Annotated in this window: 22 protein-coding genes, 1 pseudogene and 1 other annotated feature; of the genes and pseudogenes, 11 read left to right on the plus strand and 12 right to left on the minus strand. The window is 27.4% G+C overall.

Annotated features, from left to right (window positions below; genetic code table 11):
* Positions 1-237 (plus strand): annotated as a pseudogene (locus tag KGF42_RS15570) (hypothetical protein); the annotation flags it as partial.
* Positions 238-391: 154 nt separating this feature from the next.
* Here the strand turns inward: KGF42_RS15570 and KGF42_RS15575 are convergent.
* Entirely contained in the window at positions 392-1,189 is a 798-nt protein-coding gene (locus KGF42_RS15575; RefSeq protein ID WP_227826645.1) for an MBL fold metallo-hydrolase, read from the minus strand.
* Positions 1,190-1,429: 240 nt separating this feature from the next.
* Between KGF42_RS15575 and KGF42_RS15580 the strand changes: the two genes are divergently transcribed.
* From KGF42_RS15580 to KGF42_RS15590, 3 genes are all read left to right on the plus strand, one after another.
* Positions 1,430-2,290 carry a YitT family protein gene (locus KGF42_RS15580; protein WP_227826636.1) on the plus strand — a complete coding sequence of 287 codons (861 nt, stop codon included), beginning with the start codon at positions 1,430-1,432 and terminating at the stop codon, positions 2,288-2,290.
* Between the two features lie 413 nt (positions 2,291-2,703).
* The gene (locus tag KGF42_RS15585; RefSeq protein WP_227826637.1) at positions 2,704-3,270 is read left to right on the plus strand and encodes a TerD family protein; all 567 of its coding nucleotides are present in this window, start codon (positions 2,704-2,706) and stop codon (positions 3,268-3,270) included.
* Between the two features lie 40 nt (positions 3,271-3,310).
* Positions 3,311-3,892 carry a TerD family protein gene (locus KGF42_RS15590; protein ID WP_054273791.1) on the plus strand — a complete coding sequence of 194 codons (582 nt, stop codon included), beginning with the start codon at positions 3,311-3,313 and terminating at the stop codon, positions 3,890-3,892.
* A gap of 138 nt (positions 3,893-4,030) precedes the next feature.
* On the opposite strand, the gene KGF42_RS15595 is transcribed toward KGF42_RS15590, so the two are convergent.
* Positions 4,031-4,948, minus strand: coding sequence for a LysR family transcriptional regulator (locus tag KGF42_RS15595; protein WP_227822054.1), 918 nt, complete (start codon positions 4,946-4,948; stop codon positions 4,031-4,033).
* Positions 4,949-5,077: 129 nt separating this feature from the next.
* Between KGF42_RS15595 and KGF42_RS15600 the strand changes: the two genes are divergently transcribed.
* On the plus strand, positions 5,078-6,709 hold the full coding sequence (locus KGF42_RS15600) for an FAD-dependent oxidoreductase (RefSeq protein WP_227826638.1): 1,632 nt from the start codon (positions 5,078-5,080) through the stop codon (positions 6,707-6,709).
* A 2-nt stretch (positions 6,710-6,711) separates the two neighbouring features.
* Positions 6,712-7,659 (plus strand): 4Fe-4S dicluster domain-containing protein, encoded by a 948-nt coding sequence (locus KGF42_RS15605; protein ID WP_227826639.1) that lies wholly within the window; start codon positions 6,712-6,714, stop codon positions 7,657-7,659.
* Positions 7,660-7,943: 284 nt separating this feature from the next.
* On the opposite strand, the gene KGF42_RS15610 is transcribed toward KGF42_RS15605, so the two are convergent.
* Positions 7,944-8,330 (minus strand): C-GCAxxG-C-C family (seleno)protein, encoded by a 387-nt coding sequence (locus KGF42_RS15610; protein ID WP_413927033.1) that lies wholly within the window; start codon positions 8,328-8,330, stop codon positions 7,944-7,946.
* Positions 8,331-8,600: 270 nt separating this feature from the next.
* Between KGF42_RS15610 and KGF42_RS15615 the strand changes: the two genes are divergently transcribed.
* The 5 genes from KGF42_RS15615 to KGF42_RS15635 all read left to right on the plus strand — a co-directional run bounded on the left by KGF42_RS15615 (position 8,601) and on the right by KGF42_RS15635 (position 12,235).
* The gene (locus KGF42_RS15615; RefSeq protein ID WP_107595297.1) at positions 8,601-9,557 is read left to right on the plus strand and encodes an L-threonine 3-dehydrogenase; all 957 of its coding nucleotides are present in this window, start codon (positions 8,601-8,603) and stop codon (positions 9,555-9,557) included.
* A gap of 170 nt (positions 9,558-9,727) precedes the next feature.
* Entirely contained in the window at positions 9,728-10,075 is a 348-nt protein-coding gene (locus tag KGF42_RS15620) for a hypothetical protein (protein ID WP_227823463.1), read from the plus strand.
* 35 nt (positions 10,076-10,110) lie between these two features.
* Positions 10,111-11,085, plus strand: a complete 975-nt coding sequence (locus KGF42_RS15625) for a 3'-5' exonuclease (RefSeq protein ID WP_227826640.1) — start codon at positions 10,111-10,113, stop codon at positions 11,083-11,085.
* 107 nt (positions 11,086-11,192) lie between these two features.
* The gene (locus KGF42_RS15630) at positions 11,193-11,852 is read left to right on the plus strand and encodes a DUF421 domain-containing protein (protein WP_107595295.1); all 660 of its coding nucleotides are present in this window, start codon (positions 11,193-11,195) and stop codon (positions 11,850-11,852) included.
* A gap of 2 nt (positions 11,853-11,854) precedes the next feature.
* Complete coding sequence (locus tag KGF42_RS15635) at positions 11,855-12,235, plus strand: DUF4363 family protein (protein WP_227823462.1); 381 nt, start codon at positions 11,855-11,857, stop codon at positions 12,233-12,235.
* Between the two features lie 210 nt (positions 12,236-12,445).
* Here KGF42_RS15635 and KGF42_RS15640 read toward each other — a convergent pair whose 3' ends face one another.
* The 9 genes from KGF42_RS15640 to KGF42_RS15680 all read right to left on the minus strand — a co-directional run bounded on the left by KGF42_RS15640 (position 12,446) and on the right by KGF42_RS15680 (position 22,881).
* Positions 12,446-13,492, minus strand: a complete 1,047-nt coding sequence (locus KGF42_RS15640) for a BtrH N-terminal domain-containing protein (RefSeq protein WP_054273780.1) — start codon at positions 13,490-13,492, stop codon at positions 12,446-12,448.
* Positions 13,493-13,737: 245 nt separating this feature from the next.
* Entirely contained in the window at positions 13,738-14,937 is a 1,200-nt protein-coding gene (locus KGF42_RS15645; RefSeq protein ID WP_227826641.1) for an argininosuccinate synthase, read from the minus strand.
* 259 nt (positions 14,938-15,196) lie between these two features.
* Positions 15,197-15,404 (minus strand) — a binding site (T-box leader).
* A gap of 112 nt (positions 15,405-15,516) precedes the next feature.
* Positions 15,517-16,254: a tRNA pseudouridine(38-40) synthase TruA gene (truA, locus tag KGF42_RS15650; RefSeq protein WP_227822658.1), complete on the minus strand. Its 738-nt coding sequence runs from the start codon at positions 16,252-16,254 to the stop codon at positions 15,517-15,519.
* A 21-nt stretch (positions 16,255-16,275) separates the two neighbouring features.
* Positions 16,276-17,709 (minus strand): cell wall metabolism sensor histidine kinase WalK, encoded by a 1,434-nt coding sequence (walK, locus tag KGF42_RS15655; RefSeq protein ID WP_227822659.1) that lies wholly within the window; start codon positions 17,707-17,709, stop codon positions 16,276-16,278.
* 2 nt (positions 17,710-17,711) lie between these two features.
* Entirely contained in the window at positions 17,712-18,410 is a 699-nt protein-coding gene (gene walR / locus KGF42_RS15660; RefSeq protein ID WP_009905583.1) for a cell wall metabolism DNA-binding response regulator WalR, read from the minus strand.
* Between the two features lie 28 nt (positions 18,411-18,438).
* Complete coding sequence (locus KGF42_RS15665; RefSeq protein ID WP_227822660.1) at positions 18,439-19,818, minus strand: hypothetical protein; 1,380 nt, start codon at positions 19,816-19,818, stop codon at positions 18,439-18,441.
* Between the two features lie 137 nt (positions 19,819-19,955).
* Positions 19,956-21,104, minus strand: a complete 1,149-nt coding sequence (locus tag KGF42_RS15670; RefSeq protein ID WP_227826642.1) for a THUMP domain-containing class I SAM-dependent RNA methyltransferase — start codon at positions 21,102-21,104, stop codon at positions 19,956-19,958.
* Between the two features lie 54 nt (positions 21,105-21,158).
* A complete protein-coding gene (larE, locus tag KGF42_RS15675) occupies positions 21,159-21,977 on the minus strand; it encodes an ATP-dependent sacrificial sulfur transferase LarE (RefSeq protein WP_227826643.1) in 819 nt (272 codons plus the stop codon).
* 424 nt (positions 21,978-22,401) lie between these two features.
* Complete coding sequence (locus KGF42_RS15680; protein WP_227826644.1) at positions 22,402-22,881, minus strand: DUF4253 domain-containing protein; 480 nt, start codon at positions 22,879-22,881, stop codon at positions 22,402-22,404.
* Between the last annotated feature and the right edge of the window lie 354 nt (positions 22,882-23,235).

Raw genomic sequence — 23,235 nt, forward strand, 5'->3', positions numbered from 1 at the left:
CAAATTGATTATACTACTTATGGTGATAATTATCAATTTAAATTACCACTAAATATTGATTACATGATTCCAAAAGATGATTCTGTAAGGTTATTAAGTCAAATTATTGAGGAGATGAATTTAGAAAGATTATATAAGACTTATTCTCGAATTAGAGGAAATAGAGTAACCCCTAGACAACTTTTGAAAATTATAATATATGCAAACATGAACTGTATTTTATGCCATTATTTTTGACTTCGATAATTGGATGTCCATTTCCTAAAACAAATTATCAGTAACTTTATATCAATTGTTTTGCCTTATTTATATAAAGTTTATTTTTATATTATTTTTTTAATAATAATCATAACTAAAATAGTTTCATTATATAATTTGAAAATTTTGACTATTATACAGTTTTTATCATCATCTTACCACCATCAAATATGTATTCAACCATATTATTTTCATATAAATAAGTTATATAAGAACGTATTGTACTTCCAACTAATACATATTGATTAGCATCAAGCGTGACATCGTACAAATCACACATTTTTTCAATAACTTCATCAATCATAATTGGCTCACAACAAACCTTTTTAATATTATCTATTATTTCTTCCATCTTCTTCTTATTAATATCAATCAAATTTTTTATATCTGTAGTTTTTACAGAGTGACTTGGAACAAAGAAATCCGCCTCTAACATTCTCAATTTTTCTAGTGTCTTAAATTGTGAATCTATATCTAATAAGAAGAAAAAATGATATTTAGTAATTATATTCTCTGGTGTAAGACTATCTGCAACAAACAAAACATTATCTGGAGTTCTAATACCAATCATTTCAAAATAATGACCTGGAAGAGAAATCGCTTCAAGCTCTGTATCTACAATTTTGCCATTTGAAGGTATAATATAATCAACTTTACTTTCCTTTGCTAATAGAAATTTATTCTTCAGTGCTTTACTTGGATAACCACCATATAAAAATGCTGATTCTAATATTGGGTTTTCTGTAAAATATCCTTCCATTTTAGTCGTGGCAATCTTGCATTTTGTTTGATTCTTAAGATAAGCATTTCCTCCTATATGGTCTGCATTTGAATGAGTGTTTATTATTAATTTAAGATTTAAATTGTGTTCTTCTAATAGTCTTAGAACTTGTCTAGCTGTATCCTTATTGTTTCCACTGTCAATTAAAATTGCATTATTAGCATATACATATACCCTACTATTGTAGGAAGTGGAATATAATATGTATTTCCTTTTATATGCTCTAGAGTTAACTTAGCCATTTTATAACCTCCCTTTAAATTTATTTTTAATTATAACATTAATTTTCTGAAAATTCCAATCAAATTATTTTTATAATATATTTTTATTTCTTTTATTAAAAATTGGAAAAACTATATAATATATATTATAATCTATATATAAGGAGTGATGTTATTGAAAAAAGATAGAATAACTTTTTCAGAAATTTTAATATTAATTATAGGCTGTATATTAATGGCAATTTCTCTTAACTTATTTTTTAATCCACATGCAATTGCTGCTGGTGGTATAACAGGGCTTGGAGTTGTTTTAAATTCATTATTTGGTGTAGAACTTTGGATTGTCAATTTACTTTTAAATATTCCATTATTCATATTTGCTTACAAAATACTTTCAAAAAAAGATTGTTTTAAAACAGTTTTAGGAATAATTTTTCTTACCATAGCACTTAAGCTTACTGCAAATATGGCTACATTAGATATAACAAATGATATGTATCTTGCAATTATATCTGGTTCTATTTTAATGGGAGTTGGTCAAGGTCTTATTTTTAGAATAAATGGCTCTACAGGTGGAACTGATTTAATGGCACTCCTACTAAATAAATATTTTCCTACATTTAGTATACCTGTTTTAATGGGTATTGTTGACTGCGTTGTAGTAGTTCTATCAGGTATAGTAAATAGACAGGTTGAGATTGCACTTTATTCAACTGTTGCTTTATACATTTTAGTAAAAGTTAGTGACTTGCTTATTGAAGGATTTAATTATTCAAAATCATTCACTATTATATCCGACCTTTCAAAAGATATAAGTAAAAAAATAATGGAAGATTTAGACAGAGGTGCAACTATTCTAAAAGGTGAAGGTGCATATACTGGAGAAAATAAGAATGTGCTTTTAGTAGTAGTTGAAAAGAAAGAAGTTGTCGAATTAAAAAAATTAGTAAAAAGTGTCGACCCTAATGCATTCATTATAATTACAGATATACATGAAGCTTTAGGTAATGGATTTAAAAAAATAGAGTAACTACAAAACAAAAAGCAAGTATAATTAACATATATAAATCTAACTTTTTATATGTTACATCATACTTGCTTTTTTGATACAAACAATTAACTGTATTAATTATTATTTTATATAAGTCTTTCTAGCTTTACTCTCATTTAAATAGTAACTTTAAAAATTTTAAAATTACTGTCTCTTTATATTATCCACTTCACTTTATAAGAATCAAATACAAATTTAAATATTATAACACCACAAAATAATTTAAACCATATAATGGTAACATGTTTAAATTATAAAATATTCATGTAATTATATAATAAATAATTTATAAATATAGCCAAATCGGTCTAAATACATATATAATATAGCTAACATGATTCTTATGCTTAGCACTACCAATAAAACTAAAAATATAAAAAGGAGAACTTAAAATGAGTGTTAGTTTACAAAAAGGACAAAGAGTTAGCTTAGTAAAAGACAATAATCCTGTAAAAAATTTAGTTGTGGGATTAGGATGGGATATTAATAAACTAGGTAAAAAAAATTATGACCTAGATGCATTTGCAATAGCATTGACTAACCAAGATAAAATGAACTCTAGAGTCGACTTAGTTTATTTTGGTAATCTTAAACACCCTTCTAAAGCTATTATACATACTGGAGACAACTTAACTGGAAGGGGCGAAGGTGATGATGAGCAAATAATAGTTAATTTAAATGATATGCCTGAATATGTACATAAGATAATTTTTGGAGTTTCTATATATAAAGCTAAAAAAAGAGACCAAGATTTTAGTCAAATGAATAATTCTTTTATAAGACTAGTTGATTCAAATTCTGACCAAGAATTATTTAAGTATAATCTTCAAGAAGACTTCTCTGGTAAAGTGACAGTTTTGGCAGGGGAAATTTATCGTAGAAATGAAGAATGGAAATTTAATGCTTTGGGACTTGGTCAAAATGAAGAACTTCGTGAATTAATTAATACATATAAATAATAATTACTATAAAAAAATTTATAACAAGGAGTTGGTTTAAGTGGGTATAACTTTAGCAAAAGGACAAAAAGTAAGTTTAACAAAAACTAATCCTGGTCTAAAAAAAGTAATAGTAGGACTAGGATGGGATATTAATAAATATGATGGTGGTTTTGATTTCGATTTAGATGCTTCTGCATTTTTAACTGGAGCTGATGGTAAAGTAACAAATGATGGAGATTTTATATTTTATAATAATTTAAAACATGCTTCTGGAGCAGTTGAATATATGGGTGATAATAGAACAGGTGTTGGTGATGGTGATGATGAACAAATAAATGTAGACTTGACTAAAATACCACAAAACATTGCTAAAATATCATTTAGTGTTACTATAAATGAAGCCATTACAAGAAGACAAAATTTTGGACAAGTTGAAAATTCATATATAAGAATATATAATGAAGAAACTAATGAAGAACTTATTAAATATGAATTGGGTGAAGATTTTAGCATAGAAACAGCAATAGTAGTTGCAGAACTATATAGACATAATGGGGAATGGAAATTCAATGCTTTAGGATCTGGCTTTGAAGATGGCCTTGCAGGATTATGTGGAAATTTTGGTGTTAATATAGGTTAATGTAAAGGGGTGTCTCAAAATAAACTTTTTAGTTCATGAGGCACTCTTTTTTATATGAAATCAAATATATCTTAATCATTTCAACAATAAAAAAGAGACTTATCTCTATTTTGAGACAAGCCTTTTTACTTAGATATCTTATAAATTATTTACTCTTCTACTCTTTTTTCTCGCTTGTTTTTTTCCATATTCTACTGAAATATCAAAAAATGATGAAATATTTTCTGTAAAAAATTTGCTTTTATGATATGCAACATCAAATGTTCTATGTAAGTTAATACCTTCAATATCACAAGCCCATAAAAGATGCTTTTTTAAATAGTCCTCAATAAGTAATTCAGATATAACTGCAATACCAAAATTATCTACAACTGCTCTCAATATAGCCTCAGAATTATAACATGACCATCTAATATTCATTGGTATTTTCAATTCTTTTAATTGATTTTCTAATTGTGCTCTGGTACCACTTCCTAATTCACGCATAATCAATGGCTGGTTTGAAAGTTCTGAAACTTTTATAGAGTCTCTTTTGTAGAATTTATGCTTAGTTGAACATATAAGTACAAGATGGTCATTAATAATGCTTTTTGTAACAATATCTGGATGCTTAATCTTCCCTTCTACAATTGCAATGTCTAATTCACTATTAAGTAGTTTTTTTGCAATCAATCTTGTATCTTCTACAAATACTTCAGGCTCTATTAGAGGATTTACCTTATATAATTCTAATATTATTGGGCTTATTACACATGTACCAACAGTTACTGTTGCTCCGACTCTTATGCGAATGTTTTTTGCACAATGCTTCATACAGTCATCCATTTCTTCATTTATAGCTAAAAGATGCCTCCCATATCCAAGAAGTTTTTTTCCTGCCTCAGTTAAATATAGTTTTTTTGAAATTCTATCAAATAACTTAACACCATACTCCTTTTCTATTTCTGAAATAGCTTGGCTAACTGATGATTGAGTAATGTACATATTTCTTGCTACTTCACTCATTTTACCACATTCAGCAACCTTAACAAATATCTCAAGACTACGAATTGTCATATTATCACAACCTTAGCAAACATTAGTAAATACTTATGATTTTATTAATATTTTAGTATTTTACAAATACATTGTCAAGAAGTATAATTTTATCATAGAGTTATAAAGTAGATGGGAGTGTGATATATTGTGAAAGTATTAATTATAGGTGGAGTTGCTGCTGGAACAAAAACTGCTGCAAAAATAAAACGTGAAATGGGTGACAATTGTTCTGTTACAATACTAAATAAAGGTGATGATATTTCTTATGCAGGTTGTGGTCTTCCATATTACGTTGGTAAGGTCATTGAAGATAAATCATCTTTAATCGTGAATACCCCTGAAAGTTTTTCGAAACTAACAGGAGCAGAAGTTCGCTGTGGAGTTGAAGTTACATCTGTTGATAGAAATGCAAAACAAGTAATTTTGAAAACGATTTCAACAGGAGAAGAAGAAGATTTAAGCTATGATAAACTTGTAATTGCCACAGGAGCAGACCCAATAAAACCACCAATACCTGGTATTGACTTATCTGGAGTATTCTTCATGCGTACTCCAAGTGATGCTATAAAACTAAGAGATTCTATTGAAGATGGCATTAAGAGAGCTGTTGTTATTGGTGGAGGTTTCATTGGTCTTGAAATTGCTGAAAACCTTTCTGCAATGGGTATACGTGTAAGTGTTATTGATATGGCTGAACATGTTATGCCTGGATTTGATACTGATTTTGCTGAATATGTTGAAAATCATATGGCTGATAAAGGTATAATGATTTTTACAGGAGACCAAGTTGTAGGTATTGAAGGTGAAAATAAAGTTGAAAAACTTCGTACTAAAAATAGAGTTATTAAAACAGATTTAGTAGTTATGTCAGTTGGAATTCGTCCTAACACAGGTTTTCTAAAAGACACAGGTTTGGAATTTGCTCCTAATAACACACTTATTGCAGATGAATATCTGCTTACAAACGATAAAGATATATATGTAGTTGGAGATTGTGCTTTTGTAAAAAATTCTTTAACAAATAAACCTACATGGTCACCTATGGGGTCATCTGCAAATCATGAAGGTAGAATTTGTGCACAAAATATATCTGGAAAATCTAAAACTTACAATGGTGTCCTTGGAACAACAGTAGTAAAATTACCTGAACTCAATGTAGGAAAAACAGGTCTAAGCAAAGAAATAGCTGAAAAAGAAGGTTATAATGTTTGTTCTGTAACCATAGCTACTGATGATAAAGCTCACTATTATCCAGGTGCTTCTAATTTTATTATAAGAATGGTTGCTGAAAAAAATACTAGAAAATTATTAGGTGTTCAAGTTATGGGACCTGGAGCGGTCGATAAAATAGTAGATATAGCTGCTACTGCAATAACTTTAGGAGCTGACCTTTATTCATTAGAAAGTATGGACCTTGCATATGCACCACCTTTTTCAACTGCTATTCATCCTTTTGTAGTAGCAGTAAATGTTTTACAGAATAAACTTAATGGAGAGCTTGATAGTGTTTTACTTGATGAAATCGAAGACTTTGACAGTTGGACTAAACTTGATGTTTCAAAAGCTCCTTCTATTCCTAGTTTACGTTATCTTCCTGTTGGTGAAATTAATGGAAAAATTGAAGGCCTTGCTAAAGATGAAAAAATTCTTCTTATATGTGCAAAAGGTAAAAATAGCTATATGGCCCAAAATCGCTTAAGACGCTTTGGCTATACAAATACGAAAGTTCTTGAAGGTGGAATACTATTTTATCCAAATCTTAAGGTAATGGAGGAGTAAATATGAGTAATATTACAGCAGAACAAAAAAAGGAAGTGAAAGGTAGAGGTTTTCTACCAAGCAGAGATGGAGAACATTTTGCAGCACGTATAATAACTGTAAATGGTGTAATAAATGCATCACAAGCAAAAAAAATTGCAGAAGCTGCTGAAAAATTTGGAAATGGTCAGTTAGCATTTACTACTAGACTAACAGTAGAATTACCTGGCGTAAAGTTTGAGGATATTGAAGCTTTAAGTGAGTTTATCGCTAGTGAAAATCTAATAACAGGTGGAACTGGCTCAAGAGTTCGTCCTGTTGTAGCTTGTAAAGGTACTGTTTGTGTTCATGGTCTAGCTGACACACAAGCACTTGCTTCTGAAATACACCAAGAATTTTATAAAAACTGGTATGATGTAAAACTACCTCATAAATTTAAAATTGGTGTTGGAGGATGTCCTAACAATTGTATTAAACCTGACTTAAACGATCTTGGAATTGTTGGTCAACGTATACCTGATTACGATTCTGAACTTTGTGTTGGTTGTAAAAAATGTGCTGTTGTAGAAGTCTGTCCTGTTAAAGCAGCTAAATTAACAGATAAAGGGAAACTTGAAATAGACAGTAATATATGTAACAATTGTGGTAAATGTATAGATAGTTGTAATTTTGATAGTATTGAAGAAAAAGAATCTGGTTATAAAGTGTATATAGGAGGAAAATGGGGAAAATCTGTTCGTCCTGGAACACAGATTGATAGATTATTTTCAAAAGATGAGCTTATGACTTTAATTGAAAAAGCAATTCTTTTATTTAGAGAACAAGGCAATACAGGTGAACGTTTTGGAATAACTATTGACAGAATTGGTGTTAATGAGTTTATAGAAATGCTTTTATCAGATGAAGTTTTAGAAAGAAAAGAAGATATACTTGATGCTCCTTTACACCTTACAGGTGGAGCTTTATGCTAACAATAAATATATTAATTATTAACATTAATATATGTAAAAAATTTTAGTTAATGATAATTAAAGAATCATCTATCATAAAAGAGGCTATCTCAAAATAGAGATAAGCTTCTTTTTTATTGTTGAAATGATAAAATTTTATAATAATTGCTTATTAATTTTAAAAGCAGATTACTTCAATTAAAATACAATAAAATTGATTTAAAAATTATAACAAATTAATATGTGTTGAAAATTTTATAAAAAAACAAGTATTATATCAAATATAAAATACTTGTTTCTTGGAATTATTTTTGATTTTCTAGCATATCATTTAGAGCATCATATGTGAAATTTATTATTTCTTCACAAGTTACTTTATTTTTTTTAAGAGATGCACATATTTCTGAACTGTATTTATTCCTTACTCTATTCATTAACTCTCTTGAATACTTCCTTGCTATATTTTCATCTAAATTACTATTTCGTCCATTTAAATACCCTATTATAACAACAGCAGCATTTATAGCTCCACAAACACTTCCAACAGTCATTCCAACCCCCATACCACTTCCTATTGAGATTGGTATATCTGTATTGTGTTCCTCATTATAAGATTTTATTAATGCATCTGCACAAGTGTATCCTTGGCTATGATACATTGATGGTCTTGTTATTTTTATACTTCCTTTCAAATTTTATTTTATATGATTTTATTATATATTAAATTAATTATAGTTTCTGTGACTTAGTCACACAATCTATATCTATACATAATAATTTAATCTAGTCTCTTATTGTTATATAATAGACCATTACATTAGCTTTAAATTTTTAGGTATTTACTACACTTCATTGAATCAAGTCATATATTATTATCTTTAATTCTTTGTATTTAAACAAAAGATTTGCTAAAATAAAAATAAGCAGTATTACATAAATTGAACCCTAAGGAGGTCGTCAAATTGAAAAAAATACTTATAACAGGTGCACTAGGACAAATAGGTTCAGAATTAACAATAAAACTTAGAAATGAATATGGAGAAAAAAATGTAATTGCTAGTTCAAGGAGAACAAAAGAAGGGAATCCAGTATGTGAATCTGGCATATTTGAAATATTAGATGTTACAGATAAAAATCGTTTTTTCGAAATTGCCAAAAAATATGATGTAGATACTATAATTCACCTAGCTTCTCTACTTTCTGCAGTTGCTGAAAGCAAACCCCTAGAAGCTTGGAATTTAAATATGAATGGATTAATAAATGGTCTCGAAGTGGCTAGAGAATTAAATTGTAAATTTTTTACACCTAGCTCAATTGCTGCCTTTGGTGAAAATTCTCCCAAAAATATGACTCCTCAAGATACATTACAAAGACCTAATACTATGTATGGTGTAACTAAAGTTTCTGGAGAGTTACTATGTGATTATTATCATTCAAAATTTGGAGTGGATACTAGAGGTGTTAGATTCCCAGGTCTTATTTCTTATGTTACACCTCCTGGTGGAGGAACTACAGATTATGCAGTTGATATATATTATGAAGCATTAAAAAATAAGAGATATAAATCTTACATAGCAGAAGGTACAAAGATGGATATGATGTATATGCCTGATGCACTTCAATCAATAGTAGATTTAATCGAAGCCCCAGCTGATAAACTTATCCATAGAAATGCTTTTAATATTACTGCTATGAGTTTTGCTCCTGAAGAAATAGCTGCTTCTATAAAAAAATATATTCCTGATTTTGTAATAGAATATGATGTAGACCCTGTAAGACAAAGCATAGCTGACTCTTGGCCCAACTCTCTAGATAGTAGTAGTGCAGTAAGTGAATGGAACTTTAAATTTAATTATGACTTAGACAAAATGACTAAAGATATGTTAGAAAAATTATCAGAAAGAGGAATCGGCAAATAATAATCTATCATTTTTATATACTAATATTAATAGCTTTTTACGTATTAATTATACAAAATCATATTAAAAATTAAAAGGAAAGGAAAAGCTACTATTTTAAGTGTTATAGAAAATTTACTTGAATTTTTACTACACTTTTCATAATACAATGTAAGTAGCAGGTAATAATATTGCTAAACTTAAGAGATATTAGAGAGGAAATAATTAAAGAATATATAGGTGATAGTTTAATTTCCGAGCTTACAGAAGAGTTAAAAAATATACTTATAACTGATTTACAGTCTAACCCATTTAAAAGTAATATTGAACTCAGTATAATACCATCAAATATAGAAATATTTAAAAAAATAGAAAATATATTACTAGATTCTAAAGTTAATTTAAAAATTGGTTGGGAAAGAATACTTATAAATTATATCTTAAAAGATTTATTTGAATTAAATTATGAAATAAACAAAAGTTGTAATGAGCCTTTGATGTTTAGAGTCATTATATCTATTGATTCTTATGATGCTTAGACTAAATAATATACCTGAGGATGTGCTTTAAATTTATGAAATACAAGTTATTTATAGACTTTGAATTTAATATATTAGATGATAATAAAAATAAACCAAAAGAATATAATGGAGCTGAATTAATCTCTATTGGTGGAGTTTTAGTTGATAATGAATTTAATATAATAGACACCTATTACTCTTTAGTTAAACCAAGATACAATGGGATACTTTCAAACAAATGTAAAAAACTAACTAAATTGAGCCAATTAGATATTAATAATGCTCCTAATCTTTTATATGTTATGGATGATTTTTATAGATGGTTTTGTAAATTTGATGATATTACAATATATAATTGGGGTGATTTTGATATAGCTGGTCTTCTAACTTCGTTTAGAGTATATAGATATACAGGTAAATGCTTAGAGTTATTTAATATGATGATTGACATTCAGCCTTTTATATCTCAACATATTACATATAATAATAGAATCTTATCTAGGCAACTATCTTTACTGAATATGAAAAAAATTTTTTCTATAGAAGGAGATATTAAACATAACTCACTTTCAGATGCTGTAGATTTAATGAATGTATGTAAATGTTTTTACCTTAACTCCCCTAAAGATATCAATATTCTTGAAGAATTATATAATAAATTACCTCCTCTCAAAACCCCTTTATATTATATACCCTACTTTGAAGATGAAAATTTTGAACTTAAACTTGATAAAACTCCAGAAGATATAATAATATATCTTAAACAAATATTAAACATACTAAATATAAGTAAAAAAGAAATTTATTTTAAAAAAAGAAGTGTATTAGTAAATAACTCTAAAATTATTAGTTTTAAAAATCTATCTTCTTCTTTCAAATTAATAAAGCTTAATGAATTTGAAGAATATCCTGATTTTATTTTAAAATTAGGAGATAAAAAGAATTTTGTTGAATCTGTTGTTAAAATAAATAAGAATAATAGGAAATCTATAAAAAATTTAATATTAAAGTTATCAAGAATACCTTAAATAGTTGAATTCAATTATTTAAGGTATTTTTTATACCTTGAATTAAAATTTTTATACAGGACATACTAACTAAGTATAAATATTTTTTAAAGGAGTAATTGATAGATATGACAGTGGTGTTAATAAGAAGTATTATATTATACATAACAGTGCTAATTGCACTTAGAGTCATGGGAAAAGGTGAAATAGCTGAAATGAATTGTTTTGATTTAGTTATAACACTTTTAATTGCAGAAGTTGCATCAGTTCCAATGGAAAACAATAATATACCAATTATAAATGGCGTTGCAGCAATAACTGGGCTTGTAATTATGCAGACTCTAATTTCATTTTTATCCTTAAAAAGCAGAAAATTAAGCTCATTTTTATCAGGTAAACCTTCTGTACTAATAGATAAGGGGAAAATTGTATATAAAGAATTAAAAAAAGAAAGGATTACTATAGATGAGTTATTGGAACAACTTAGAGTTCAGGGTTACTTCAATTTAAAAGATGTACAATATGCTATTTTGGAAACTGATGGTAATCTAAGTGTTGTTCCAGCATCAACTTATAATAGTACTCCTCCAAAAGCTTTTAATCATTTACCAATTCCACTTATATTGGATGGTAGAATAATAAATAAAAATCTAGACATAGCTGAAAAGGATACTAATTGGTTGATGGGTATTTTAAAGTCTAATCACATAGAAACTTTTAAAGATGTTCTTATATGTGTTTTAGATGAAAATGACAAAATATTTATTCAAAATAAAAAGGGTGATTAATATTGAAATCTGCAACATTTGTTATACTATGGACTATCTTATTTGTATTATTTGGATTTTACATTAACAATAAACTATATGATTTTACAGATGAATATAAAGACAATATATCTGTTTTAGAAAAATCTATAGAAAATGAAGACTGGGAAAAAGCTCAAAAAGAAGCTGATTCTATATCTACAAGATGGAATAAAGAAAAAAATCATTGGTACAAAGTTTTAAATCACGAGTACTTTGATGAAATAGGACTAAAGTTTAATATTCTCGATAAAGCAATTTATACTGAAAATAAATTAAAATCTCTAGAAGAAGTTGAAGGTATAAAAACATATTTGGGAAACATCGTTGAAAGTGTTAAGTTTGATGTAAACTATATATTTTAATAACTTTAAATAAGGATATAGATGGAATTAATCTATATCCTTATTTTTATGCTTTTATAAACCTTACAGATTTTTTGCCTCCAAAGTTTCAATAATTATTATTTTTTTACTTGTAAACTATTATTATCAAAATAAATCTTAAAAACTAATATATTCAAGGTATATTTTCATATTACACTATTACGTAATGTTAGGGTCAATAATATATTTTTATACATCCAACATTAAGTATCCTGTTTTCATATGCTTTAAAACCTCAGAGAACAGTAACGGAAGTTGCTCTGTATCATCACATTTTTGAGTTAAATAATCTATTATAATATCGGATATTTTCTCAATTATAATAGCACCTTTATCAAAAATCACAGCTGCTTGTATAAAAGAGTCATTTTTATATTCCTCCCCAATACTGTTAAGCATTCTACTCATTTTATCAAATCCACCTTTAAATTGAACAGTATCTGGTTCTTTAATTCCTTTGATTGCATTTGGAATTGTTGGTACTGTGCCAAAAAACATAACCATATTGGTCAAAATCTTATCATAATCATCTTTCTCTAATTCAGTTTTCCACTGTGGTAACTCTTTAATAAATTTTTCAAAACCTTTATATCCCAAAAATCCTTTAGGAGGATTTAAAAACATATCACGCTTTATAGCAATGGCTTCTCTAGCAATGTTATATTTATTCTTTGAAGTATTCATTCTTATTGTGCAAATAGTATTTTCTTTGCTTAATCCGGGGTAATTGCAATTCATACTTTCACGTAATTTATCATAAGAAAGATATAATAATTCTGTTCTCCCACAATCATACAGATATATTCTTTCATCATCATATCCTACCATTAATATATAATGAAAGGGAATGTGTTCTTTATGATATAGCTTTTTATAATATGGTAGATAATACATATCTAAAGCACCTAAAATAACTGGATATCCACCATCAATTTCAGATTTTGCTTTCTTTAATGCTTGCTCATATTTTTTAAACTCATGATGTTTGTATTCAAAACCGACAATTGGTGCTAAAAATTCATACATCTTTTTTGTCCTTCCATCTCCCAAAGCTACCATTCTTTTTAACTCTGCTTTATTTGTTTTCATATAACAAAATGAGCCAAAACCTGATAATAAAAAGAAAAAATCATTTGGAAGACATTCACCTGTTTTATTTATATATAAATCTTCTATACCATTCCACATACACTCATAATCATGTGAATGATGTTTAACTTCAATTATTTTTCTCATATAATCTATCTCCTCACTATAAATTTTCATTAGATTCAGTATAAACCCTCCTACAATGAGAGAGTCAATAACTATTGTATTTATAAAATTTATATTTTAGGCCTTATATTTTCACATATTAAGCCATTTGAGACTATAATATATTTTGTTATACTATTTACTGTATAATTTAATAAATTCAAATAAAAAAAGAGCATATAAAAACTTACAAATCGTTTTTATACACTCTTAAATAATTTATTTTATTATTTTCCAGCTTTCATAGCTCTGGTTTTTAGTGGTAAAGTAAATAAATTAATAAATCCTTCTGCATCTTTATGGTCATAAAGTTCACTATTTCCAAAAGAAGATATTCCTTCATCATAAAGAGCATTTTCAGTAAATATTCCAGCAGGTTTTATATTCCCTTTGTAAAGTTTAACTTTTACTGTTCCTGTAACATTATCTTGAGTTTGCTCCATAAATGCATCTATAGATTCTCTTAATTTGCAGTACCATAATCCATTATAAATAAGTTCTCCATATTTATAAGATACCATTTGTTTGAAATGTAATGTATCTTTGTCTAAAGTAGCACTTTCTAAAATATTATGTGTTTCATAAAGGATTGTTCCTCCTGGAGTTTCATATATTCCTCTTGATTTCATACCAACAAGTCTATTCTCAACTATATCTATAACACCAATTCCATGTTTACAACCCAACTCATTTAACTTTTGAATCAATGCAACTGGAGATAATTCTTCACCATTTATCTTTTTAGGTACACCTTTTTCAAAGTAAACTTCTACATATTCAGCTACATCACATGCATCTTCTGGGTCTACACATTGTTTGTAAACATCTTTTTTATGTTCATTTTCTAGATGTTCTATATCCCCACCTTCTGTTGACACATGCCAAAGATTAGCATCTACTGAATATATTTTAGTTTTAGTTGCTGTTACCTTTATATTGTGTTTTTCAGCATAATCTATAGCATCTTCTCTTGATTTTATATCCCATATTCTCCAAGGTGCAATAACTTTTATAGTTGGGTCAAGAGCAGCAATTGTAGCTTCAAATCTAACTTGGTCATTACCTTTTCCTGTACATCCATGACAGATATATTTTGCACCTTCTTTATGAGCAACTTCAACTAATTTTTTAGCTATTATAGGTCTTGCTAAAGAAGTTCCTAACAAGTATTTTCCTTCATATTTTGCTTCTGCTTTTACAGCTTTAAATATAGTTTCAGTTACAAATTCTTCACTTATATCATCCACATATACCTTTGATGCTCCACTTTGTAGAGCTTTTTCATAAACATCTTCCATTTTATCTTCTTGACCTACATTTCCACAAACAGCTATAACATCTATATCTTCATAATTTTCCTTTAACCAAGGTATTATGATTGATGTATCAAGTCCTCCTGAATATGCTAATACTACTTTTTCCTTCATTTTTAATTCCTCCCAATCTTAATTTATGATTTTAATTTTTTATTTAATAGAAATTTTTAATATTGAATGACTTTGAGAATTTAAATTCACATAAAAGCATTTTAATACTAAAAAAACCTCTCAGTATTTTAAAATACTAAGAGGCGAAATATCCGCGGTACCACTCTTATTGATAAACTTAGCTAATCAATTATTAAATGTTCAACATACTAAGTAAACATTAGTAATTAAATATATTAAAAAACGCCTCTTGGAAAAACCAAGAGACGAAATATATCCGCGTTACCACTCTAATTGATAAGATAAACCTATCCACTCTTTCTCTTAAGGCGAGATTACCTACTAACATACTAAATTCAATTAGTATCCTCCAAAGTTCTTTTCACTAATACTTATTTGCTAAGCTTCCACCATCCTCAGCTCTCTATAAAACACATAAAAGTTACTCTCTTTCTCACAGGATTTAAATATAAAATTTTCCATAACTCTCTTATAAAATATATAATAGTTTATTTTTCCATTTATGTCAACTATATAATTTACTTTATTTTTATTTTAAAAAGATTTTTATACAATTGACTAATATCTTACTTTCCAAAGACATAGCCCTTTAGCTGGTGCAGTTTCTGATGATTGGCTTCTGTCCTTTGATTCAAGCATATACTTAATATCTTGTGGAGCTTTTCTTTTAAGACCTACATCTATCAAAGCACCTACTATTATTCTTACCATGTTATACAAAAATCCATTTCCTTCTATATATATTTCTATGACATTATCGTCTTCTTTTATATTTATTGAATAAATTTCTCTTACATTTGATTTTTTCTTAGACTTAGAAGAAGCAAAACTAGTAAAATCATGTTCTCCTACTAAATATTCACTTGCTTTTCTCATTCTATCTAAATCTAATTTTTTACTTATGTGAGTAGCATATCTTCTTATAAAAGGATTGTGATATTTATTATTGTCAATTCTATACATATAAGTCTTTGATTTTACATTGTATCTTGAGTGGAATCTTTCGTCAACTTCTTCAACAGTTTTTACAACTATATCTTCTGGTAAATATTCATATAAATATTTTTGAATTTTATCCACTGAATCCATACAATTAGTTCTAAAATTTATCACTTGTCCTCTAGCATGAGCTCCCATATCAGTTCTTCCAGAACCAATTATCTCAACTGTTTCGTCAGTCATTTTACTTAAGACATTTTCAAGTTTTTCTTGTATAGTCATATTATTGTCACCTAATTTTTGATACCCTTTATATCTTGATCCATCATATGCTACTATCATTTTTATGTTTCTCATATTAATCCTCTTTCTAAGAATTTATGCTTGTTTAGCAAACTTATTTTTTATATTAAAAGTTATTTTTGTTCCAACATTCTTTTCACTTTCTATTTTCATTCTTCCTCCATGAAGTTTTACAATTTCATTACTAATTGCTAATCCTAATCCACTACCAGCCTTATTGTAATCTTCTTGGAAGAATTTATCTAACACTTTATTTAGATTTTGCTTTTCTATACCTGAACCATTATCCTCAACTGATATGGTTGTTATATCTTCATCTTGAGAAGCTACTATTTTTATGTAACCACCTTGGCTAGTAAATTTAAATGAATTTTGTATTAAATTTATAAGAACTTGTCTTAATCTATTCTTATCTCCTTGAATGTTCTCTATAAGTTCATTTTCAAATTCAAATAAAAGTGATATATCTTTTTCAGCAGCTTTAACTTTAAGCTGATTTACAACACCTACAATCAAACCTTCAATATCAACTATATCAACATGAAGCTTTATCCTATCAGAAGAAAGTCTTGAAAAATCCAATAATTCTTCAACTAGTTTTATAAGCCTTTCTGTTTCATCTTGTATGATACCTAGACCTAAGTCTAACTCTTCTCTTGTTATACTTTCATAGCCTAAAGTTTCACTCCATCCTTTTATAGATGTAAGAGGTGTCCTTAGTTCATGAGATACAGAGGATATAAATTCTTCTTTTAATTTTTCACTCTTATCAATCTCATGTGCCATATGTTCAAATGTCTGTGCTAAATCACCAATTTCATCATCTACAATCTTCATCTTTTCTAATTTTATATTATAGTTTCCTACAGCCAATTCATTTGCAAATTTCTTTAACTCTCGTAATGGTTTTATAAGGGTTTCAGCAAATTTAAGACTTATTAGTATAGCTATGATAAGTATAAATATTCCTGCCAATATAAGCCATGTAGCTTGTTTTAGTATTGCATTATCAATAGCATCTAATGAAACTGTATATCTAACAACACCTTCTATTATATTATTTACTTTAAGTGGCAAGGAGATACTCATAACATGCTCTCCTGTATCTGGTATTCTATAGGTATATGGTGTTAAGTTTTTGGTTTTTATATCTTTTAGTGCATTGTTAACATCTTCATAATTTGCTTTTTCTTTACTTTTAAAACCATATTGGTCTAATATAATATTTTTATCCTTATCTATTATTGAAATTCCAAATTCTGAATTCTTAGTTAAGGGCTGTTTATCAAATATATTTTTTACTTTTTTCTCAAAACTTGTAGTTTCCATTGTAATAGCATTATATTCATCAGCATATTTTATTTCAGATTCAAGTAGTTGTTTGACAGAATCGTAATAATAGTTTTGTATATAAAACATGAACAATCCTTCAAACAGAGTAACCATTATAATAATTATTATAAAATAGTTTTTTATTACTTTTTTTCTCAGACCTTCAAAATGTAACACTATTATTCTTCCTTTCTAAAACAGTATCCATAACCCCAAATAGTTTGTATATATTTTGGTTTTGATGGGTCATCTTCTATTTTATTTCTTATCCTTCTTATATTTACATCTACTATTTTAAAATCATATAAATAATTAGTTCCCCATACTTCGTCTAATATCTGGTCTCTACTTAACGACTGCTTAGCATTTGATATCAAGTATTTCACTATTGAAAATTCAGTTGGAGTAAGTTCAATTTCCTTCCCATTCTTAAACAATTTTCTTTTATCTATATCAAGTATAAATGGCGGGGATACTATTTCGCTTGATTTAACACTTGAATCATCTTTTGCTACCCTTCTAATAAGGGCAGAAACCCTAACTAAAAGCTCTTTTATACTAAATGGTTTTATAATATAATCGTCTGCTCCTGAAATAAATCCTTCTATTTTATCATCCTCTTGAGCTTTAGCAGTAAGCATTATTATACCTACTTGGTCAAAATTCTCCCTTATAAATTTGCATACTTCTATTCCACTTATATCTGGAAGCATCACATCTAAAAGAGCTATCGTAATGTCATTTTCTGTTGTCATTTTTTCTATAGCTTCTCTTCCAGTACCTGCCTCAACTATCTCATAACCTTCCCTTTTTAAGTTTATACTGACAAAACTTCTAATACCAATTTCATCTTCTAGTATAAGTATCTTTTCCTTCATAAAATAAAACCTCCAATTGAGTATAATATTAACCATATATTAATGAGAAATATTCTTTTAATGCGTCTATAGTAATATCTAAATTGTCCATTTCCTTCGCATCATTTATAACTAGTAAAAAAGTATATTCATCGCTCTCTTGAAGTACAATAGAATTCTGAGTATTTACATTTTTTCTATCTTCAAGTTTGTTTTTACTCTCTACTACTATATTAAATAAATTCTTACGGTCTGAATAGTCAAAATAATAAAATTTGAATACTGCTTTTTCTCCAACAAATTCTTGTTCAACAAGTATTTTATCAAATAAATTATTTGGAATGAATAATTTAAAATTATATTTATAATTATAATATATCTGACTTGTAAATATTAAACTTGAGCTATTACCTTCTTTTCCATTCCATCTATACCAACTTATATTTGCAGATGCCTTAGAACTATAAGTATTTCTATTATTACCTGTTACTATAGGTATTTCTATAATCTTATCTTTGTCAATATCATCTACAGGTATGTAATAAGATTTAGTAATGGTTTTATCATAATCGCTAAAAGCTTTTTTAATTTTTCCATCTTTCATATAAAGTATCTGTGTAATATAGTTATTATCTTTCAATATAGGTATATCAAGTACAATACCTTTTATAGCTGCAGAGGAATTTCCAATAGATGAAGCAACATTACCCAATGTTATATATAATTCACTTAAATTTTTTACATTTTCAAATTTAACATAATCCTTGATTTTCATACTCCCATCAAAATTTGCAACACTTGCAAACATTTCATTAGTCTTATTATTCAAATAAAGCATCAATATGTCCAACTTGTCATCTTCATCTATATATCCAATTTTTACTTTCATGTCATTAAAATCTTCTTTGTTTTGAAGCCAAGATGCATCCAAGTCATATATTTTTGTTATTTTATTATCTATTACTTTATATATATGCATATTCGTTCTATCTTTGGATTTAATCAATAAGATAACTTCCTTATATCCATCTGAATCCAAATCATAAAAATTAGCATATTCTATTGATTCACCATTTTCTAGAAAATGGTCTCCAAGTACGTATTTTTCTCCATTATAACTCAGGGTTACAAACCCTACCTGACTCACATTATTACTTAAATCTTCTTTTTGCTCAAATACTACTAATTCATCAACTCCATCGCTGTTTAAATCTACCTTATTTATTTTTCCTACTTCTTTTGTATTAGAAGGCAATATCATAGATGAATCTGGTTTTAGTAACTGGTCAATACCATCATACAATACTTTTTTTGTACTATCAGAGTCAGGTATTCTTGCTAATTGTTCTGGAGATTCAGTTTTCACATTACATCCAGTAACAAATAACATCATTAAGGCTACTACAGTAATAAGCTTTAATACTTTCATTTAACTCCTCCTAATCCTATTAATCTTGAATTTTGCTCACAAAAATCTCCTCACAATAATTAGACGTTTCAAGTCGTCATAATGTTTTACTTATTTTAATAAAACTTTATATTCTTTATCAATAAATACTATAAAACCTATTTATTATTTCTAGGAGGCTTAGGACCTGGATATTGGAAAAAGTTAGTTTTTAACATACCATTATACAATTTTCTTTTTTTATCTGCTTTTTGCCCAAACTCATACTCAAAATCTTCATAAGATGTTATCAAATAATATGACCAATTTTTTAATTTTCTAAATGTATAACCAAGATCTTTATACAATTGTTTAACACTATCTTTATCTTCTAATCTTTCTCCATAAGGAGGATTAGTAATTATAAATCCAAACTCATCTTCACTTTTGAATTGAGTCGCATCTCCTACATTAAACTCTATATATTCATCTACACCTGCTATTTCAGCATTTTCTCGAGCTATATCTATACATTCTGCATCTATATCATATCCATAAACCTTAAATTTAGATTCATTATCTATCTTATTAAAAGCATCTTTTCTTACATCCCACCAGATTTTTTTATCAAGAACTCTCCATTTTTCCGATATAAATTCTCTATTTAAACCAGGTGCCATATTTATTCCAATCATAACAGCTTCAATCAATATAGTACCAGAACCACACATAGGGTCCACTAAAATTCTACCTGCTTTCCATGGGGTTAAATAAATAAGTCCAGCAGCTAAAGTCTCTCTTATTGGAGCTTTATTTGCTTTTTCTCTATATCCTCTCTTATGCAAAGCATCTCCAGTTGTATCTATAGAAATAGTTACTTTATCTTTGTGTATAAATACAAAGATAGGGTATTTCTCCTTATCTTCCTTAAGCAAACCATCTTCCAAATAACTTTTCTTTAAGCTTTCTACTATAGCCTTTTTTACTATAGCTTGTACATCTGGTGTACTGTATAATTTTGATTTTATAGAAGAAGCTTTTGATATAGGAAATTGAGCTCCATAAGGTATATACCTAGACCAGTTTATTCTTTTTGTATTTTCAAATAATTCATCAAAGCTTTTTGCCTCAAATTCAGCAATTTTAAGATGTACTCTTTCAGCACATCTTAACCACATATTTGATTTTGCTATTCCAAACTCATCAGTTTTATATGTTATTCTTCCATCTTCTGTTTTTATTATTTCGTATCCTAAATTAGTAATCTCTCTAGCCAGCATTTTTTCCATCCCAAAAAAACATGGCGATATTAATGTATAATTTTTCATAAAACCTCCTGTTTCCTTATATTAACTATAAAACTTGTTTATTTTTAAAATAATCTACATATTTAAATTCATACTTCCCATTTTATATCCTGACATATCTAGTGTAACATATTTAAAGCCAAATATTTTTAATTTAGTATCAACTTTATTAAAATTGTTATTTTCAAAAAATTTCCCTAATTCTTCCTGACCAACTTCTATTCTAGCTATATCTCCATGCATTCTCACTCTAAATTGAGAAAAGCCTAAATCGGACAAATATTCTTCACTCTTTTCTACTATCCTTAAATTTTCATCGGTTATTTCAACTCCATAAGGGATTCTACTTGCAAGGCATGCAAATGATGGTTTATTGAAAGTCTTTAATCCCAAGCTTTTTGAAAGTGACCTAATTTCATCTTTTTTCAAACCACTTTCTTTTAATGGACTAATTACTCCTAGTTCACTCAATGCTTTAAGCCCAGGCCTATAATCTCCTAAATCATCTATATTTGTTCCATCTACTATGTATTTTATATTATGTTCCTTTGCTACCTCTTTTATTTTAGAAAATATATATTTTTTACAATGGTAACATCTATCAACGCCATTTTCTTTAAATTCTTTTAAATCAAAGTTTTCTATATTTAATATAATATGTTTAACACCAAAATTTTGAGTATATTGTTTAGCTTCTTCAATTTCTCTACTTGAATGCATCATCGCATGAATAGTTACAGCTATAACATTTTCCCCTAATGTATCTTTTGCCACCTTAAGTAAGAAATTACTATCTACTCCTCCAGAATAAGCGACTACAATACTACTTAATTCAATTAATTTTTCTTTTAATTTATCTAATTTTTCTTTTTCTTTCACAAAACCTACCTCCATATATAAGAAAAATATGAACTATAAAACTACATATTATTTTTTACATTCTTAATGATTATAACATATAGAGTATTTATTTTATAAATTAGAATTATCTTTAAATACATTAATTATAATACCAAAGTATTTTTTTAATCTCTACAATTTAAACACATTACTGTACTACACTGTATATAAAAACATAGTGTAACATAGTAATATGTTTAAAAGCCATGAAATGGAAATGGCTCATCCTCATGGCTAAATTCACGAGTTTATTTTAACATAATCATTTTCTATCAATACAATTGTAAACTACAAAAAAAGACACTATCATATAAATTTTCTAAAATCTTAAAATTAATACTTATAGCTTACATACATTTGTATCAATCCCACCAAAAAATCCATATTGTGGAGCGTTGTAATACGTCTTTAAGAGCTTTTAATGTTTCATATCCCTGTAAATATCTTCACAATATAATACTAATTCAATACATAAGTCATCAAAGGCTTTACTATCTTCAATTAGATTTTTTGCAGAATATTGAACTGTATCACATCCAATTGCAATTGGAAAGACTCCATATTTTTCATACCAATATTTTGCAATAGCTATATGTTCTTCATCACTAGGACAATCATTAAATCCACCAATAGGTATATATGCAAATACTTCATATGGTTTAATTGTTGGAACTTTGGCTATGTAAACTTTGTTATATTCATGAAATATATCTATATTCATAATTGGTCTAAAGTGCTTATAATCATAAAAAGTATCTTCTGAACCCATTAACTCTTTTAGTAAATCTGAAATCTCACACTTTCTAAAATCAAAAAATTTGTTTACATCAATTTCATTGTACTTTTTTAAGCAATAGTCTCTGTAATTTTCAAGAGAACCATACTCTTTAGTAATCATATCGATATTTTCTCTTAGTAGTCCTACTTTTTCATCAATAACTATAATTGGTGTTTATTCTTTTTCTTTTCCATCTTCTAACATCTTTTCAAATAAATCATCAATATCAATCTCATTGTTCACAGGAACACATTCAAAACCATATAAATCTTCAATACTCATCTTTATCTCCTATTCTTTTTAGATTTAATTCTTTTGAAAATTTTTTTGTCAGATTTTTTTAATAGCATTATTATTTGTAAAACTATAAATAGAGATGCAATTTACAAAATATACTTATATAAAACAAAATTTCGTTCTATTTTTTGTATAAATAATATATTTTTTATGTCACTTCCCTCATATAAATATAAT

This window comes from Clostridioides sp. ZZV15-6383, from assembly GCF_020657735.1.
GTDB classification, from domain to species: Bacteria; Bacillota; Clostridia; order Peptostreptococcales; family Peptostreptococcaceae; genus Clostridioides; species Clostridioides difficile_D.